At 74.7% G+C, this 15503-nt stretch carries 11 protein-coding genes; 5 read left to right on the plus strand and 6 right to left on the minus strand.

What is annotated here, in order from left to right; genetic code table 11:
• Positions 1-100 precede the first annotated feature (100 nt).
• Positions 101-2473, plus strand: coding sequence for a glycoside hydrolase family 31 protein (locus ACH4TP_RS38970; protein WP_398191687.1), 2373 nt, complete (start codon positions 101-103; stop codon positions 2471-2473).
• Positions 2474-2609: 136 nt separating this feature from the next.
• Here ACH4TP_RS38970 and ACH4TP_RS38975 read toward each other — a convergent pair whose 3' ends face one another.
• Positions 2610-3170, minus strand: coding sequence for an NUDIX domain-containing protein (locus ACH4TP_RS38975; protein WP_398440568.1), 561 nt, complete (start codon positions 3168-3170; stop codon positions 2610-2612).
• Between ACH4TP_RS38975 and ACH4TP_RS38980 the strand changes: the two genes are divergently transcribed.
• The 3 genes from ACH4TP_RS38980 to ACH4TP_RS38990 all read left to right on the plus strand — a co-directional run bounded on the left by ACH4TP_RS38980 (position 3169) and on the right by ACH4TP_RS38990 (position 5724).
• Positions 3169-3990 carry a M15 family metallopeptidase gene (locus ACH4TP_RS38980; RefSeq protein ID WP_398191693.1) on the plus strand — a complete coding sequence of 274 codons (822 nt, stop codon included), beginning with the start codon at positions 3169-3171 and terminating at the stop codon, positions 3988-3990. The two genes, ACH4TP_RS38975 and ACH4TP_RS38980, sit on opposite strands and share 2 nt — an antisense overlap.
• Positions 3991-4066: 76 nt before the next feature.
• A complete protein-coding gene (locus ACH4TP_RS38985; protein ID WP_398440569.1) occupies positions 4067-4540 on the plus strand; it encodes a Zn-ribbon domain-containing OB-fold protein in 474 nt (157 codons plus the stop codon).
• A 26-nt stretch (positions 4541-4566) separates the two neighbouring features.
• Positions 4567-5724 (plus strand): lipid-transfer protein, encoded by a 1158-nt coding sequence (locus ACH4TP_RS38990; RefSeq protein WP_398440586.1) that lies wholly within the window; start codon positions 4567-4569, stop codon positions 5722-5724.
• A gap of 12 nt (positions 5725-5736) precedes the next feature.
• On the opposite strand, the gene ACH4TP_RS38995 is transcribed toward ACH4TP_RS38990, so the two are convergent.
• Genes ACH4TP_RS38995 through ACH4TP_RS39010 form a run of 4 tightly spaced genes read right to left on the minus strand, consistent with a single transcriptional unit; the run spans position 5737 to position 9943 of the window.
• Positions 5737-6336 carry an ATP/GTP-binding protein gene (locus ACH4TP_RS38995; protein ID WP_389237706.1) on the minus strand — a complete coding sequence of 200 codons (600 nt, stop codon included), beginning with the start codon at positions 6334-6336 and terminating at the stop codon, positions 5737-5739.
• Entirely contained in the window at positions 6317-6736 is a 420-nt protein-coding gene (locus ACH4TP_RS39000) for a DUF742 domain-containing protein (RefSeq protein WP_389237708.1), read from the minus strand. Before ACH4TP_RS39000 ends, ACH4TP_RS38995 begins: the two co-directional genes overlap by 20 nt.
• Positions 6737-6746: 10 nt before the next feature.
• Entirely contained in the window at positions 6747-7193 is a 447-nt protein-coding gene (locus ACH4TP_RS39005) for a roadblock/LC7 domain-containing protein (protein WP_389237710.1), read from the minus strand.
• Positions 7190-9943, minus strand: coding sequence for a nitrate- and nitrite sensing domain-containing protein (locus ACH4TP_RS39010; RefSeq protein ID WP_398191698.1), 2754 nt, complete (start codon positions 9941-9943; stop codon positions 7190-7192). Before ACH4TP_RS39010 ends, ACH4TP_RS39005 begins: the two co-directional genes overlap by 4 nt.
• A 437-nt stretch (positions 9944-10380) precedes the next feature.
• On the opposite strand from ACH4TP_RS39010, the gene ACH4TP_RS39015 reads away from it, so the two are divergent.
• Positions 10381-10749 (plus strand): hypothetical protein, encoded by a 369-nt coding sequence (locus tag ACH4TP_RS39015; protein ID WP_389237714.1) that lies wholly within the window; start codon positions 10381-10383, stop codon positions 10747-10749.
• Positions 10750-10818: 69 nt separating this feature from the next.
• On the opposite strand, the gene ACH4TP_RS39020 is transcribed toward ACH4TP_RS39015, so the two are convergent.
• Positions 10819-15483, minus strand: coding sequence for a hypothetical protein (locus ACH4TP_RS39020; RefSeq protein ID WP_398191701.1), 4665 nt, complete (start codon positions 15481-15483; stop codon positions 10819-10821).
• Positions 15484-15503 lie beyond the last annotated feature (20 nt).

A 15503-nucleotide genomic window follows, 5' to 3' on the forward strand; every position in this document is an offset into this window, starting at 1 on the left:
GCCCACCCATGGTCCGGTAGTTGAACATGTGCTCCCACCACGGGTGAACGGCAGCTGAACGGAGCTCGTTCCGCCTCCGGGGGATGGCAGGGTGAGCTGCATGAACGGTCGGGAACTGGTGCGTTCGATCAAGGTGTTCGGTTCGGCGCAGGGCTTGCGGGCGGTGCGGTCGGCGTGGCGGCGGCGCCGTACGGACGCGTGGGGGCTGCCGCCCCGGGGACCGGAGCGGGCCAGGGTGCCGGGGCTCGCGGTGGGGGCGGAGGCGGCTCCGGGCGGGGGGACCGTCCGCTTCGCCCGGTCCTCGCTCCGGATCTGCGTGTCGTCGGGCGGCACGGTGTTCTGGGGGTGGGACGGGGCCGGGCCGTTGCCCTCGTACGCCCTGGCCGGCGAGGCGCCCGACGCGGACCCCCGGGCCTCCCTGGAACCGGACACCGACGGCGGCTGGCGCATCGTGTCGGAGCGGGTGACGGTGACGGTCTCCCGGCACGGGGCGGTGGAGCTCCGGACGCCGGGCGGGCTGCTGCTCCGCCGGGACCTGCCGCCGCGCTGGTGGGAGCCGATAGCGGATCCGGACGGCGGTTCCGGGGCGGCGGGATCGGCTCGCTGGGTGCAGCGCAGCGAGGTGCCGGCCGACGCGCGGTTCTTCGGGCTCGGGGGGCGGTCGGCGGGACCGCGTCTGCGGGACGGCTCGTACCGGCTGTGGAACACCGACCCCAAGGGCGGTTTCGGCCCCGGGGACGATCCGCTCTACATCACCATGCCCGTCCAGTTCGTGGTCTCGGACGCCGGTACGCACCTGGCGTTCCACGACAACTCCTGGGACGGCCGGGTCACTCTCGCCGAGGGCGAGGAGGGGGCCGGGTCCGGTCACGACCGGCCGGGCACGAGCGAGGTGCGGATGACGGGCGGGCCGCTGCGCTGCTGGGTGGTCGTCGGCACCCCCGCGCGCGTGCTGCACGGCTGGGCGGCGCTGACGGGCGCGCCGGCGCTGCCGCCGTCCTGGGCGCTCGGGCCGCAGCACGCGCGCTGGGGCTTCGGCAGCGCGCGGGAGGTGCGGCGGGTGGTGGCCGGATACCGGGAGCGGGGGCTGCCGCTGTCCGCCGTGCACCTCGACATCGACCACTACGACGGGCACCGGGTGTTCACCGTCGACCGGGAGCGGTTCCCCGATCTGCCGGGGCTCGCGGAGGAGCTGCGGGAGCAGGGCGTGCGCCTGGTGTCGATCGTGGACCCGGCGGTGAAGGCGGAACCGGGCGACCCGGTGTACGACGGCGGGTCGGCGGTCGACGCCTTCGTCAAGGACGCGCGGGGCCAGGAGGTGCGCGGGGTGGTGTGGCCCGGCGAGTGCGCCTACCCGGACTTCACCGATCCCGCCGTACGGGAGTGGTGGGGCGGTCTGTACGAGGAGCGGCTGCGGCAGGGCTTCGCCGGGGTGTGGCACGACATGAACGAGCCGGTGTCCTTCGTCCCCTTCGGCGACCCGACCCTGCCCCGTTCGGCCCGGCACGCGCTGGAGGGCGCGGGCGGCGACCACCGGGAGGCGCACAACGTGTACGGGCTCGCGATGGCCCGGGCCGGGTACGAGGGGCTGCGCCGGCTGCGGCCGGACGAGCGGCCGTTCCTCTTCTCGCGTTCCGGCTGGGCGGGCATGCAGCGGTACGGGGGCACCTGGTCCGGGGACGTGTCGACGGGGTGGCCGGGGCTGCGGGCCTCGCTCTCCCTGGTGCTGGGTCTGGGGCTGTGCGGGGTGCCCTACTCGGGTCCCGACGTGGGCGGTTTCGACGGCAGTCCGTCGCCGGAGCTGTTCCTGCGCTGGTACCAGCTGGGCGCGTGGCTCCCTCTCTTCCGTACGCATGCGGCGATCGACGCGGGGCGGCGCGAGCCGTGGGAGTTCGGCCCCGAGGTCCTGGAGCACGCGCGCGTGGCGCTGGCCGAACGGGAGCGGCTGCGGCCGTACTTCACGACGCTGGCCCGGCTGGCCCGGATGACGGGCGCGCCGTACGTGCGTCCGGTGTGGTGGGGGACGCCGGAGGACCGGGGGCTGCGCGACTGCGAGGACGCGTTCCTCCTCGGGGACGCGCTGCTCGTGGCGCCGGTCCTGACGCGGGGCGCGGACCGGCGGGCGGTGCGGCTGCCGCGCGGACGCTGGTACGACACCGCGACGGGGCGGGCGTACGAGGGTCCGGGGCAGGTCCTGCTCGACGCGCCGCTGTCCCGGGTGCCGGTCCTGGCCCGGGCGGGGGCCGTGCTCCCCGTGCGGGGCGAGGATGAGGGGCTCGTCCTGGAGGTGTGGGCGCCTGCCGCGGGGCGGGCCGGTGGCGGGCTCGTGGTGCGGGACACCGGGGACGGCTGGGAGCCGGCCGCGATCGAGCGGTACCAGTCGCGGCTCGTGGACGGCCGGGTGGTGGTGGAGCGCGTCACGGACGACGGGGTGGAGGAGGTGGGGTTGCCGGTGCGGGTGCGGGGGCTGTGAGGGGAGTGGATCCAGTTGGTGGATCCACGATCCGGTCGGTGGATCCACGATCCGATCTCCAGCATTCGGCTATTGGATAGTGGATCCACCATCCAGTAGCCGAATGTCGGATATTGGATCCAGCACCCGGGGCCGGTCACCCGTAGGCCCCGCCGAACCACCTCCGTACCGCCTCCGTGTGGAGCGGGAAGGCCAGTTCCGCGGGTGCCCTGAGGACGTGGTGGCCGCTGGTCTCGTCCGTGGGGGTCGAGGGCGGGAGCAGGTCCGCAGGGCGGGGCGGGAGGAGGCCGAAGAGGAGGAGGTGGCCGGCCGGGGAGCTCATGGCGTCGGCGAGGCGGACCTGCTCGGCCGGGGCCGGGATGCCGGTCTCCTCGCGGAGTTCGCGGACGACGGCGGCGCGCCAGTCCTCGCCGTGGTCGATGAAGCCGCCGGGCAGGGCGACCCCGCCCCGCGCGGGTTCGATGGTGCGGGTGATGACGAGGAGGCCCGTCCCCGTCGCGTCGGTGACGGGGAGGAGCGCGACGGCGACGGGCAGGGGGTTGCGGTAGGCGGTGTGGCCGCAGGCCGGGCAGGTGCGGGGCCAGCCGGCGTCGGCGGGGTGGGCCGCGCCGCAGGAGGAGCAGTGGGAGTCCTTCACGGCCCGACGGTATGCGATCGCCCTTTCCCGGCGCTGCCGGAACTGGTAGACGGGGCGCATGACTGGACTCGCAACCGCTTTCCGTACCCTCGCCGTCGCGGCCGCGGCCGGACTCCTCGCCGTCACCGGTTCCGTCGCCGCGCCCGCTCCCCCGGCCTCGGCCGCGCCGGAGCCCAAGGCGCCGCGGGAGTTCGTGGCCCTGGGCTCCGTGGACCCGACGATCCTCCAGGAGATGCGCTACACGACCGCGCACGACTTTGTCGGCGAGCCGGTGGACGGCTACCGGCAGCCGCTGTGCATCCTGACCCGCCCCGCGGCCGAGGCGCTGCACCGCGCGCAGGTCCGGCTGCTGGCGCGGGGGTACACGCTGAAGGTGTACGACTGCTACCGGCCGCAGCGGGCCGTGGACCACTTCGTGCGCTGGGCGAAGGACCTGGCGGACGAGCGGATGAAGAAGGAGTTCTATCCGCTCGTCGACAAGTCGAGGCTGTTCGCGGACGGTTACATCGCGGAGAAGTCCGGGCACAGCCGGGGTTCGACGGTGGACCTGACGATCGTGCGGCTGCCGGCGGCGCCCACGCGCGCGTACGTGCCGGGCGAGGAGCTCGTGGAGTGCTCCGCGCCGAAGGAGGAGCGTTTCCCGGACAACTCCGTGGACATGGGCACCGGCTTCGACTGCTTCGACACCCTCTCGCACACCGACGACCCGCGGATCGGGGGCGAGCAGCGGGCCAACCGCGATCTGCTGAGGGGAGCGCTGGCCGAGCAGGGCTTCGTCAACCTGCCCGAGGAGTGGTGGCACTTCACGTTCAAGCCCGAGCCGTTCCCGTCGACCTTCTTCGACTTCCCGGTGGCGCGGAGGTCGGTGGCCGGGCACTGAGGCGTCGGACCCTTCTCAGCACCGGTCTCCCGTGACACACTTCTGACGCTTCGTCAGATCACGGGAGGCCGGAGAGATGACACGGACACGCAGACCGGTGGTGCCGGGATGGTTCACCGACGACACCGTGCCGGAGGTGGAGTTCCGGCTGCTCGGCACCCGCTGCACGGCCTGCGCGTCGGTCTTCTTCCCGCGCGAGGACGACGGGTGCCGCAACCCCGGCTGCCCGGGCGGCGGCGAGCTGGCCGAGGTCCCGCTCTCGCCGCGCGGCCGGGTCTGGTCGTACACCGACGGCCGGTACCGTCCGCCCGCCCCGTACGTCTCCGACCCGGACGTGCCCTGGGAGCCGTACACCCTCGTCGCCGTCGAGCTCGCGGCCGAGGCGATGGTGGTCCTGGGGCAGGCGGCGCCCGGTGTGTCGACGGCCGACCTCGCCGTCGGGACGGAGGTCGAGGTGGTGCCCGGTGTCCTGAACGAGGACGAGCGGCACGTCTGGACGACCTGGAACTGGCGGCCGGTGCGACGGGGGCAGCGGGAGGAGCGGTCGTGAACGACATCGCCGTACTCGGGGCCGGGATGCACCCCTGGGGCAAGTGGGGCCGGAGTTTCGTCTCGTACGGAACGGCCGCCGCCCGCGCCGCGCTCGCCGACGCCGGTCTGGAGTGGTCCGACGTCGGGTCGGTCGTCGGCGCCGACACCATGCGGTGCGGATACCCGGGGTACGTGGCGGGGGCGACCTTCGCCCAGGCCCTCGGCTGGCAGGGGGCGCGGGTCACCAGCGTGTACGCCGCCTGCGCCTCGGGCGCCCAGGCCATCGGGACCGCGCGCGCCCAGATCCTGGCGGGCCTCGCGGACGTGGTCCTGGTCGTCGGCGCGGACTCGACGCCGAAGGGGTTCTTCGCCCCGGCCGGCGGCGAGCGGCCCGGGGACCCGGACTGGCTGCGGTTCCGGGTGCTCGGGGCGACCAACCCGGCGTACTTCGCGCTCTACGCGCGCCGCAGGATGGCGCTGTACGCCGACACGGCGGAGGACTTCGCCCGGGTGAAGGTGAAGAACGCGGCGGCCGGCGCGCTCAATCCGCTGGCCCGCTACCGCGCGCGCGTGACGGCCGAGGAGGTCGCGGCCTCCGCCGTCGTCGCCGATCCGCTGCGGCTCCTCGACATCTGCGCGACCTCGGACGGGGGCGCCGCGCTCGTGCTGTCCAGCATGGAGTTCGCGCGGCGGCACGGACACCCCGACCCGGTCAGGGTCCGGGCGGTGTCGACCGTCTCCCCCACGTACCCCAAGGCGGTGCTCGACCTCCCCGACATCGCGACGGACTCGGCGGCGGCCGTCTCCCCCGCCCCGCTCGCCTTCCGCGCCTCGATCGCCCGCGCCGCCTACGAGGAGGCGGGGATCGGGCCCGAGGACCTGTCGCTCGCGGAGGTGTACGACCTGTCCACCGCCCTGGAGCTCGAGTGGTACGAGGACATCGGGCTCTGCGCGCCGGGCGAGGGCGCCAAGCTGCTGCGGGAGGGCGCGACGGCGCTCGGCGGGCGCCTGCCGGTCAACACCAGCGGCGGTCTCGGCTCCTTCGGGGAGGCGGTGCCCGCCCAGGCGATCGCCCAGGTCTGCGAGCTGACCTGGCAGTTGCGCGGGAGCGCGGGCGACCGCCAGGTGCCGGGCGCGCGGGTCGGGATCACCGCGAACCAGGGCCTGTTCGGGCACGGTTCGGCGGTGGTGGCGGTGCGCTGACCGCCCGTGCGGTCACGTGGCGACCGGGCTCCGGTCCGCGAGGACGAGGGCGTGCTGCACGACCGCCACCAGCACGTTCTTCACCGACTCGCGGTCCCGGGCGTCGCACATCAGCAGCTCCACCTCGGGATCCAGGTCGAGCGCGCCGCGCACGCTCTCCGCCGGGAACCGCTGGGCGCCCTCGAAGCAGTTGACGGCCACCGTGAACGGGATGCCGCGCCGCTCGAAGTAGTCGATGGCGGCGAAGCTGTCCTCCAGGCGGCGGGTGTCCGCGAGGACGATCGCGCCCAGGGCACCCTGGGCCAGCTCGTCCCAGAGGAACCAGAAGCGGTCCTGCCCCGGGGTGCCGAAGAGGTACAGGACGAGGTCCTCGCGCAGCGTGATCCGGCCGAAGTCCATGGCGACCGTGGTGGTGGTCTTGGTCTCGACGCCGTGCAGGTCGTCGACGGGCCGCCCCGCCTCGCTGAGCATCTCCTCGGTCCGCAGGGGCCTGATCTCGCTGACCGCGCCCACCAGCGTCGTCTTGCCGACCCCGAACCCGCCCGCGACGAGGATCTTCAGGGTCACCGGCTCGACGAAGGGCTTGGTGCGGCTAGAGCGCCCGAAGGCCATTGATCACCTCGCGAAGGATGCTCACGTCCGGCAGCTCGGCCGGCGGAACGGGGCGGGTCACATGGACGAGTTCGTCCTCGACGAGGTCACCGACGAGGACCCGGACCACCCCGACGGGGAGGTCGAGTCCTGCGGCGAGCTCGGCGATCGACTGGGGCTGCTCGGAGCAGCGTTCGACGATCTCCACGTGTTCCGGGGAGAGCGTCTGGTCCCGGCCGGGGTCTTCGGCGGCGGGTTCGGGAACGACCACCGCGATCAGGTCGAGTCGGTGGCGGGTGGCGGTGCTCGTCCGGCCGCGGGTCATCGCGTACGGACGGACCACCGGCCCGGCCTCGTCGTCGAACCAGTGGTGGGGGCCGGGGGTCTGGCCCTGCTGGTTCCGCTCGGCTTCGTCACTCATGCCGTCCCACTCACCCTCCCGAGGGCAGGCCGGACCGGGGAGCCGTCGTGAGGTGGGCCCCGACCCGCTTCACCATCAGCGTCATCTCGTAGGCGACCTGGCCGACGTCCGAGTCAGCGTCCGCGAGCACCGCCAGACAGCTGCCGTCGCCGGCGGCCGTGACGAAGAGGAAGGCGTCCTCCAGCTCGACGACCGTCTGGCGGACCTTTCCGGCCTCGAAGTGGCGGCCGACGCCCTTGGCCAGGCTGTGGAAGCCGGAGGCCACGGCGGCCAGGTGCTCGCCGTCCTCGCGGGTCAGCTCCTGGGAGGCTCCGGTGGGGAGTCCGTCGCTGGAGAGCACCAGGGCCTTCCGGATGGACCCGACGCGCTGGACGAGCTCGTCGAGGAGCCAGTTCAGCTCGCCGTTCCCGTTTCCGTGTCCGGTCGTGCTGGGTGCTGCGGCGTTCGGTGCGGTCATCGACCGTCCCCCTCGGGTGTCGTTCCTGGTGCTGTCGTGTCGTCCGGCTCTGTGGTGTCCCGCCGAGCACGCTGCCAGCCGCGCTGCATGGCGGCCATGCGGGCGCGCACCTCCTCGGCGTCGCGCTCGAAGGAGTCGGGTCCGCCGGTCGGTGCCCCGGTTCCCGTACGGGCACCGCCTCGGGTTCCCGTACGGGCGGCCGGGCCCTCGGTCTCGCGCAGCTGGGGCGCGAGGCTGGCCTGGCGGACGCGGCGGGGCAGGCCGTCGAACGGGTCCGGGGTCTCCGGCGGCACGGGCCCCTCCGGTGGTACGGGTACGAGGACGGGCCCGGCGCCGGGCAGGGGGCCGCGCCGCTCGTCCCTCGGGACGTCCGCCCGGTGGTCCTGCGGGTGCGCGCGCTCGGGCCGCGCGTGGGCGCCGTCCGGCTCGTCGAGGCGGCGGCCGTGGTCCACGACGAGCGTCGGGGTGCGGCGGCGCGGCAGCTGCACGGGGCCGTGCGGCGCCCCGTCGGCGGAGGCGTCCCGGCCCGCCGTGCGGTCCGGGGCCTGCTCGTGCTGCTCCCCGGCGGGCGCGAGTCCGGTGCGGCGGCGGGGCCGGAAGAGGCCTCCGCGCTCGCTGTCGCTGTCGAGGAGGTCCGCGGACCGGTCGAGGAGGACGTCGAAGTCCTCGGTGCCGAGCGGGGCCTCCAGCTCCACGGGGCCGTCCAGCGGTCCGGGTGCCTCGGGCACGTCGGGGACCTTCGTGAGGGCCGGCCTGCGCAGGGGCAGGGCGCCGCCTTCGGAGGAGGCCCCGTCGGTGCGTCCCGGCTGCTCCAGGGTCTTGCGGTCCAGCCGGAATCCGGCGCCCTGGGTCTCGGGCGCGTCGGTGAGCAGCGCGGCCGGGATGAAGACGACCGCGGTGGTCCCTCCGTACGGGGAGGTCTGGAGCGAGACCCGGACGTTCTGGCGCTGGGCGAGGCGGCTGACGACGAAGAGGCCGAGCCGGTCGGTGTCGGAGAGCTCGAACTCGGGGGTCTCGGCGAGCCGGAGGTTGGCGTCGAGCAGCGCGTCGGGGGTCATGCCGAGGCCGCGGTCGTGGATCTCCAGGGTGAAGCCGTTGGCGACCCGCTCGCCCAGGACCTGGACGGCGGTGTGCGGGGGCGAGTACACCGTGGCGTTCTCGAGGAGTTCGGCGATGAGGTGGGTGAGGTCCGCGACGGCGGGGCCGCCCACGCCGAGGCGGGGCAGTCGGCGCACCTCGATCCGCTCGTAGTCCTCGACCTCGGCGACGGCGGCGCGGACCACGTCCATGAGCTGGACGGGCTTGCGCCACTGGCGGGAGGGGGCGGCGCCGGACAGGATGACGAGGCCCTCGGCGTGCCGGCGCATGCGGGTGGTGAGGTGGTCGAGGCGGAAGAGGTCGGCGAGCTCGTCGGTGTCCTCGGTGCGCCGTTCCATGGTGTCGAGGAGGGTCAGCTGACGGTGGAGCAGGACCTGGTTGCGGCGGGCGAGGTTGACGAACACCTCGGAGACGCCGCGGCGGAGTTCCGCCTGCTTGACGGCGGCCTCGACGGCGGCGCGCTGGAGGGTGTTGAGGGCCTGGCCGACCTGGCCGACCTCGTCCTCCCCGTACTTGAGGTGGGGCACCTCGGTGCCGACGTCGACCTGCTCGCCGGCGGCGAGGCGGCGCATGACGCTGGGCAGCCGGACGCCGGAGACCTCCTGGGCCTCCTTCTGCAGGCGGCGCAGGTCGCGGATGAGGGCGCGGCCGATGCGCAGCGAGATGACGACCGAGGCGACGAGGGCGAGGAAGCCGAGGACGCCGGCGATGCCGACCTTGAGGAGGACGCTGTACGCGGCGGGCTTGACGCGCTCCTGGTAGCGGTCGCCGGCGGCGGTGTTCTCGCGGGCCAGGTCGTCGAGGACGGGGCCGGCCTGTTCCTGCCACCGTTCGGCGGTGATGGCGCGCGGGTGGTCGGTGGCGCCCTCTTCGATGAGCGCGTTCTCGGCGGTGCGCAGCGGCAGGGTCTTGGGGCTGCGCCAGTACTTCTCGAAGTGCTCGCGCTCGGTGGTGGGCAGGAGTTCGAGGTTGACCTCGTAGAACTGCTCGCGGTTGGCGACGAGGTCGGAGATCGAGCGGATCTCCTCGGCGGTGACGCGGTCCGCGACGAGCGCGGAGAGAACGAGGGCGTCCTCGCGGGAGAGCAGCTCACGCGCGCGCGTGATGCCGACGAGGGCGCGGCCCTGCTTGTCCATCTCCACGTTCTCGAGGGCGTGGAGGGTGATGAGGAAGCTGTAGCAGGGGTCGACGAGCCGGTTGTAGAACTCCAGGGCCTGCATGCGGCCGATGCCGCGGCTCTCGACGGAGCGGCGCAGCGAGGCGAGGCCGTCGAGCGCGTCGAGGAGGGAGTTGAGCCGCTGGGTGGTGACGGGCTGCATGGTGTCGCGGACGCCGGGTTCGGCGGCGTTGGCGCGGATGCGGGCGATCTGCCGGTCGGTGGCGCGGCGGGTCTCGCGCAGGAAGGCGAGGGCGTCGGAGCCACGGGGGTCGGCGAGGTAGATGAGGGACTGGCGGCGTTCGATCTGGATGACCCGGGCGGTGTCCTCCAGGGGGTAGCCGACCTTCTCCACGATGTAGCCGACGTCGAGGAGCTGGTTGGCCTCGCGGCCGGTCAGGACCGTGGCGAAACCCCACAGTCCGGTGAGGGAGACGAGCGGTACGAGCAGCAACGCCACGATCTTCCTGCGGATGGACTTCCCGCGAAAGCGCATGGCCTCCCCCTGCTCGGCCCCCGTGCGGCACGGGGGTCCCTCACGTTCGTGACGTCCGGCGTCAACACGCGGCGTCAACATTGAATTTCAACAAACGGCGGCGCGAGCCTACTACTGCATCACGGCCATCTCGAAGGCGTGTCCGAGCTATTTTCAGCCTGTCGAGTGAGTGTTGATCATGAGATGTCCTGGTATTGCGGGAGTTGGGATTGGCCACTGTGGCGTAGGACACCTGATGGCGTGCCATTTCTCCTACCTGCGTGGATGGCTGGAACTGTTCGTTCCGCCCTGTCGCGGGCCGCGTTCGTCCCCACCCGGACGAAACCTTTTCCCTCTCTCGTGCGTCAATACGTAACGGGGAGGGTTGTGTCCGCGTAAAGGCGCTCAAGGCGGGCAGCCAACCCTGGAGTCGTTCAGTGGTGGGGAGTGACAGGACAATGGAGCACGAGGCGCGGTCGGCGCGTCAGTTGTGGGTGGAGGAAGAGCGGGGCAGACGGCGGATGCCCGATCCGGTGCGCAACGCCGCCGTGCGGGCCGTGATGATCATTTCGGTGACGCTCATCCAGGCCGTGGTGGCCTTCTACTGCACGGTCGCGGGCGCGTGGCTGGCGTTTCCGATGACCGTCAGCGCGGTGGCCTCGACCGTCGCGGCCACCTGGAGCGTCCTCGACGTCTGGATCACCCGTCAGGTGTGGCGTCAGCGCAACGGCGTGGTGTCGGAGCCGAGCAGCACGGCGCGCCCGTCGGTCCGGACGCGGCGCGACGAGGGCCGGGCGGAGACGACACCGCTCTCCGAAGCGGCCTGAGGCGAGAACGGCGAGCGGCCCGGTCCCCTTTCGAGGGGGCCGGGCCGCTCGCCGTTGTACGGCCGGGGACTACGCGTCGCCCGCCGGGGCCGCCGGGTCGTCCGACGGGTGGCGGCGGAACATCCGCGTCGCCGTGATCTCGCCGTGGATCGTCTCCCCCTGCGTCCCGGGCTGCGGCAGACCGGGGCGCAGGTGCTCCTCCACGCTGATGTACTTCAGGCCGGCCCGCAGGTCCGCGTCGTTGCGGAGCCGGATCACGAGCGGGAACTCGGCGAGCGCGGTCGTGTCGAACAGGCCCGTCGTGTAGAGGAGCTGGACGCCCAGCGCGTCCGACACGGCCCGCTGGAGCTCCAGGAGGTACGTGGCGTTGGCGCGGCCGATCGGGTTGTCGAGGAACAGCGTGCCCGCGTGCCGGTGCTTGTCGCGGCCCCGGTCGTTGGAGCGGAGCGCCGCCATCGTGCAGTACAGGGCGATGGCCGCGGTGAGCAGCTGGCCGCCGGAGAAGACGTCGCCCATCTGCCCGACGGGGACGCGCTCGGCGCGCAGCACCGCGTCCGGCTTGAGGATCTCGACCGAGACGCCCTTGGGTTCGAGGGCCGCCTGGACGCCCCGCAGGAGCAGGGACATGCCGTCGCGCCGCAGGTCGGAGTTCTTCTTGACGGCGGCGCGGGTCGCCTCGTCGACGACCTCGCCGAGCCGCTCGGCGAGCGTGGCCTGGTCGGGCTCCTCGAAGCGGATGCGGAGGAACTCCTGGCCCGACCACTCGCCGAGGCCCTCGGGGAGCCGGGAGAGCCGCTGGGCGGAGCGGAGCGTCGCGAGCGAGGACTCCACGAGGCCGCGCAGCCGGTCCACGATCGAGTCCCGGTTGCGCTCCAGCTGCGCCAGCTCGTCGGTGAGGACCCGCAGCCGGGGCGCGAAGGCCTCGGCCCACTTGGCGGCGTGCTCCGGCAGCGCGGAGGCCGGGAGCTCGCGGATCTGCTGGCGGGCCGGGGTGCGGACCTGCTCGTAGCGGGTGGAGTTGGCGTGCCGGACGAGGATGTCGCTCGCCTCGCGCACGGCGGCGTCGGCGGCGGACAGCTCGGCGGTGCAGCCCCGCAGGGCGCGCCGCGCCTCGGCCGCCGTCGTACGGGCCTCCTCCAGGGTGCCCGCGTACGGCTCGGTCTCCTCCCGCTCCTCGTCCGTGTGGTCGCGGAGCAGGTCCCGCAGCAGGGCCGCCGTCTCGTCGAAGCCGCCGGCCGCGTCCTCGGCGGCCCGGTGGTCGCGGAGCAGTCCGGCGTGGGCGGCGCGCGCGGCCTCCAGGGCATCGGTGCGGGAGGCGAGTTCGGCGGTGGCGGTACGGAGCAGGGCCTGGGCCCGCTCGGCGTCGGCGGGGACCAGCTCCTCGGGCAGCTCGGTGTGCGCCTCGCCGTCCTCGGGGGCCAGGCGCTCGGCCTCGCCGCGCAGCCGGCCGAGCTTCTCGCTCGCCTCCGAGGCGCGGGTCTCCAGCATCTGGACCAGGGCCTCGGCGCGGGCGGCGGCGGCCTGCCGGGACGGGCCGTCGGCGCCGTCGGTGGACTCCAGGAGCTGTTCGGCGCGGGTGCGGACCTTGTTGGTGAGGCGGTCGAGCTCGGCGAGGGCGGCGGACTCGTCGCTCTCGGCGCGGGCCTGCTCGGCGCGCAGGTCGGCGCCGACGCCGACCTTCTCGTACACCTGGGAGGCCGCCCGGTAGGCCTCGCGGAGGGTGGGGAGCGCGGCGCGGGGCGCGGCCGGGTCCGCCTCGGGGAGGGTGTCGGGGGCGCCGGCGATCTCGGCGCGCTCGGCCCGCAGGGCGCGGGCGGTGCGGTGGGCGTCGTCGGCGGCGCGCTGGGCGGCGCGGCGGTCCTCGTCGGCGGCGCGGGCGCGCTCCAGACAGGTCTGGGCGCGGGCCTCGGACTCGGCGGCGTCGTCGGCGAGTTCGCGGAGCTTGGCCTGCCAGGCGGACCGCTCGCGCAGTCGGAACGCCAGGCCCGCGAGGGCGTCGGCGACCCGGCGGGCACGCTGGGCGGCCTCCTGGCGCTCGTCCCGGAGGTGCGCGGCTTCGGCGGCGGCCTCGTCGGCCTCCGTACGGGCCGTGCGGGCCTCCTCCAGGGTGGCGGCGGCGGCCTCGGCGGTCTCGCGGGCGGTCGTGGCGACGGACGCGAGCTCGGCGAGCATCCCGAAGGGACAGTCGGCGCGCCAGGCGCCGATCCGGGAGGCGAGGGCGCGGTCGCCGGCGAGGCGGCCGGCGAGGGTGCGGATCTCCTCGTCGCGGGCGGCGGCGCGGGCGCGCAGCGCGTGCCGCTCCTCGTCGGCCGCGTGCTCGTCGTGCATGGCCGGGTTCGGCGGGACGAGGAAGACCCCGCCGTCCTCGGCCGTGTCCTGGGCGGGTACGGGGGCGAGGAGGGCGGCGGCGGTGCCGACGGCGACGGCGGAGCGGGGCAGCAGGGCGGCGGTGCCGAGGACCTCGCGGGCGCGTCCGTACGAGATCGGGTCGGTGATCACGACGCCGTCGACGAGCTCGGGGCGGGCGGCGAGGACGCGGGCGTGGTCGACGGGGTCGACGGACTGGGCGAGGTAGCGCCAGCCGGGGAGGGCGGGGATGCCGTGCTCGCCGAGGTACTCGACGGTGGCGAGGACGTCGGGGCCGGGCGGCAGCAGGCCGCCGTCGCCGAGGGCACCGAGGATGCGGGAGTCGTCGGCGGCGGCGGTGCGCAGCTCGAAGAGCCGGCTCTCGGCGGAGGCGACGGCCTGGTCGAGCAGGCCGCGCAGCTCGTCGGCGTACCGGTCGAACTCGGTGACGGTGAGCGGGCCCTGGGGCGCGGTCCCGTCCTCGGGGTCGGCGTCGCCGTCGGAGGGGGTCGCGGCGCGCTGTCCCGGGAGCGGGGAGCCGGAGGACGGCAGGCTGAGGAGTTCGGCGAGGCGCTCCTCGGAGGCGAGGGACTCGGCGGCGCGGCGCTCCGCGTCGTAGGCGTTCCCGGCGGCCTCGGCGGCGTCCGCGGCGCGGGCGGCGGCGAGTTCGGCGCGGGCCTCGGCGCCGGCGGCCTCCCGCGCGCGCTCGGCCGCCGTGCGGGCGGCTTCGCGGGCGGTGTCCCAGGCGGCGACGGTGGTCTTCTCGGCGTCGCTCGCGGCGAGGGCGGCGCGGGCCGGGTCGGCGTCGGGCGCGGTGTCGTCGAGCCAGCCGGCGCGTACGGCCTCGGCGGTCTCCTGCTCGACCTCGGCGAGCCGCTGGCGCAGGTGGCCGGCCTCGCTGCGGGCCCGCTGGGCCTCGGTGGCGGCGGCGGTGGCGTCGCGGTGGGCGGTCTCGCTCGCGTCCTGGAGGGCGGTGGAGCGTTCCTCCTCCTCCGCGGCGTGGCGCTCGCCCTCCTCGGCGGCGGCGGCGAGGGCCCGTACGAGATCGGCGGCGGCCTCGGCCCGGGCGGCCAGGGCGGGGGCGGCGTCGCGCTCGGCCTCGCGGATGGCGGCGGCCACGCGCGCGGAGCGGTCGCCCGCGGCCCGGTGGCGCAGGACCGCCTCGGCGGCCTGCCAGGCGGAGTGCAGGGTGCGGGCGTCGGTGAGTTCGCGGCGCTGGGCGGCGGCGCCCTTCTCGGCGGCGGTCAGCGCCAGGGAGGCGTGCCGGTAGGCGAGTTCGGCGGCGATGAGGGAGCTGCGGCCGCGGGCGGTCTCGGCCTCGGCGACGGCGTGTCCGGCGGAGGTGACCTGCTGGGCGAGTTCGGCGGCGCGACCGCGCTCCTCGGCGGCGCGGGCGGAGAGCCGGCGGGCCAGCGTGCGGGTGCGGCGCTCGGCGCCCGCGTGGACCTCGCGCGCGTGGGCACGGGTTTCGGCGGCCTCGACGATCCGGCCGAGGAGGTCGACGGAGCCGGCCGTGAAGTCGCGCTCGGCGGTCAGTTCGGCACGGCGGCCGAGCTTGTTGCCGAAGCCGCCGACGAGGTCGGCGAGGCCGTCGGTGTCGCGGGTGTCGGTGACGGCGCGCAGCAGCAGGTCGGTGAAGTCGGAGTCCTTCTTGACCGCGAAGAGGCCGGCGGCCTCGCCCTCGTCGGCGTTCATCTCGCGCTGGTAGCGGAAGAGTTCGGGGTCGAGGCCGAGGTCGCCGAGGTGCTCGTTCCAGCGGTCGTGGATCTCCTCCCAGACCACCTCCAGGTGCGGGTACGCCTTCCCGGCCTCGGTGAGGGCGTCGCGGAAGCCCTTCATGGTGCGGCGGCGGCCGGTCGCGCCGGAGGCGCCCTCGACGGGCGGGCGGACGGAGGTCGCCTCGGCGACGGGGAGGTTGTCCAGGCTGAGTCCGGGGCCGGGACGGAAGGAGTACCAGGCCTCGGCGAACTTCCGCGGGTCGTTGGAGACCTGGCGGCCGCGCCACTCGCTGGCCTTGCCGACGACGACGAGCTCGCCGGTGAGGGTGTGCTGCCACTCCAGGGCCACGTGGCCGCAGTCGTCGGCCAGGAGGAACTTGCGCAGCACGCCGGAGCTGGCGCCGCCGAGGGTGTTGCGGTGGCCGGGGAGCATGACCGAGAAGATCAGCTTGAGGAGGACGGACTTGCCGCCGCCGTTCTCCAGGAAGAGCACGCCCGCGGGGGCCGGGCGGCGCGGCGGGCCGACCGGCTCCTCCTCGAAGAACTCCGCCTGGGCGGGGGCGGGGTGGGGCACCGGCGCGCCGACTCCGCGCAGGTCCAGGACGGTGTCGGCGTAGCGCGCACCGGCGGGACCGATGGAGTAGAGGCGGACCCGGGACAGCTCGTACATGCGGCGGACTCTCGTCGTCT

The organism is Streptomyces sp. NPDC021012, from assembly GCF_044333355.1.
GTDB lineage: Bacteria > Actinomycetota > Actinomycetes > Streptomycetales > Streptomycetaceae > Streptomyces.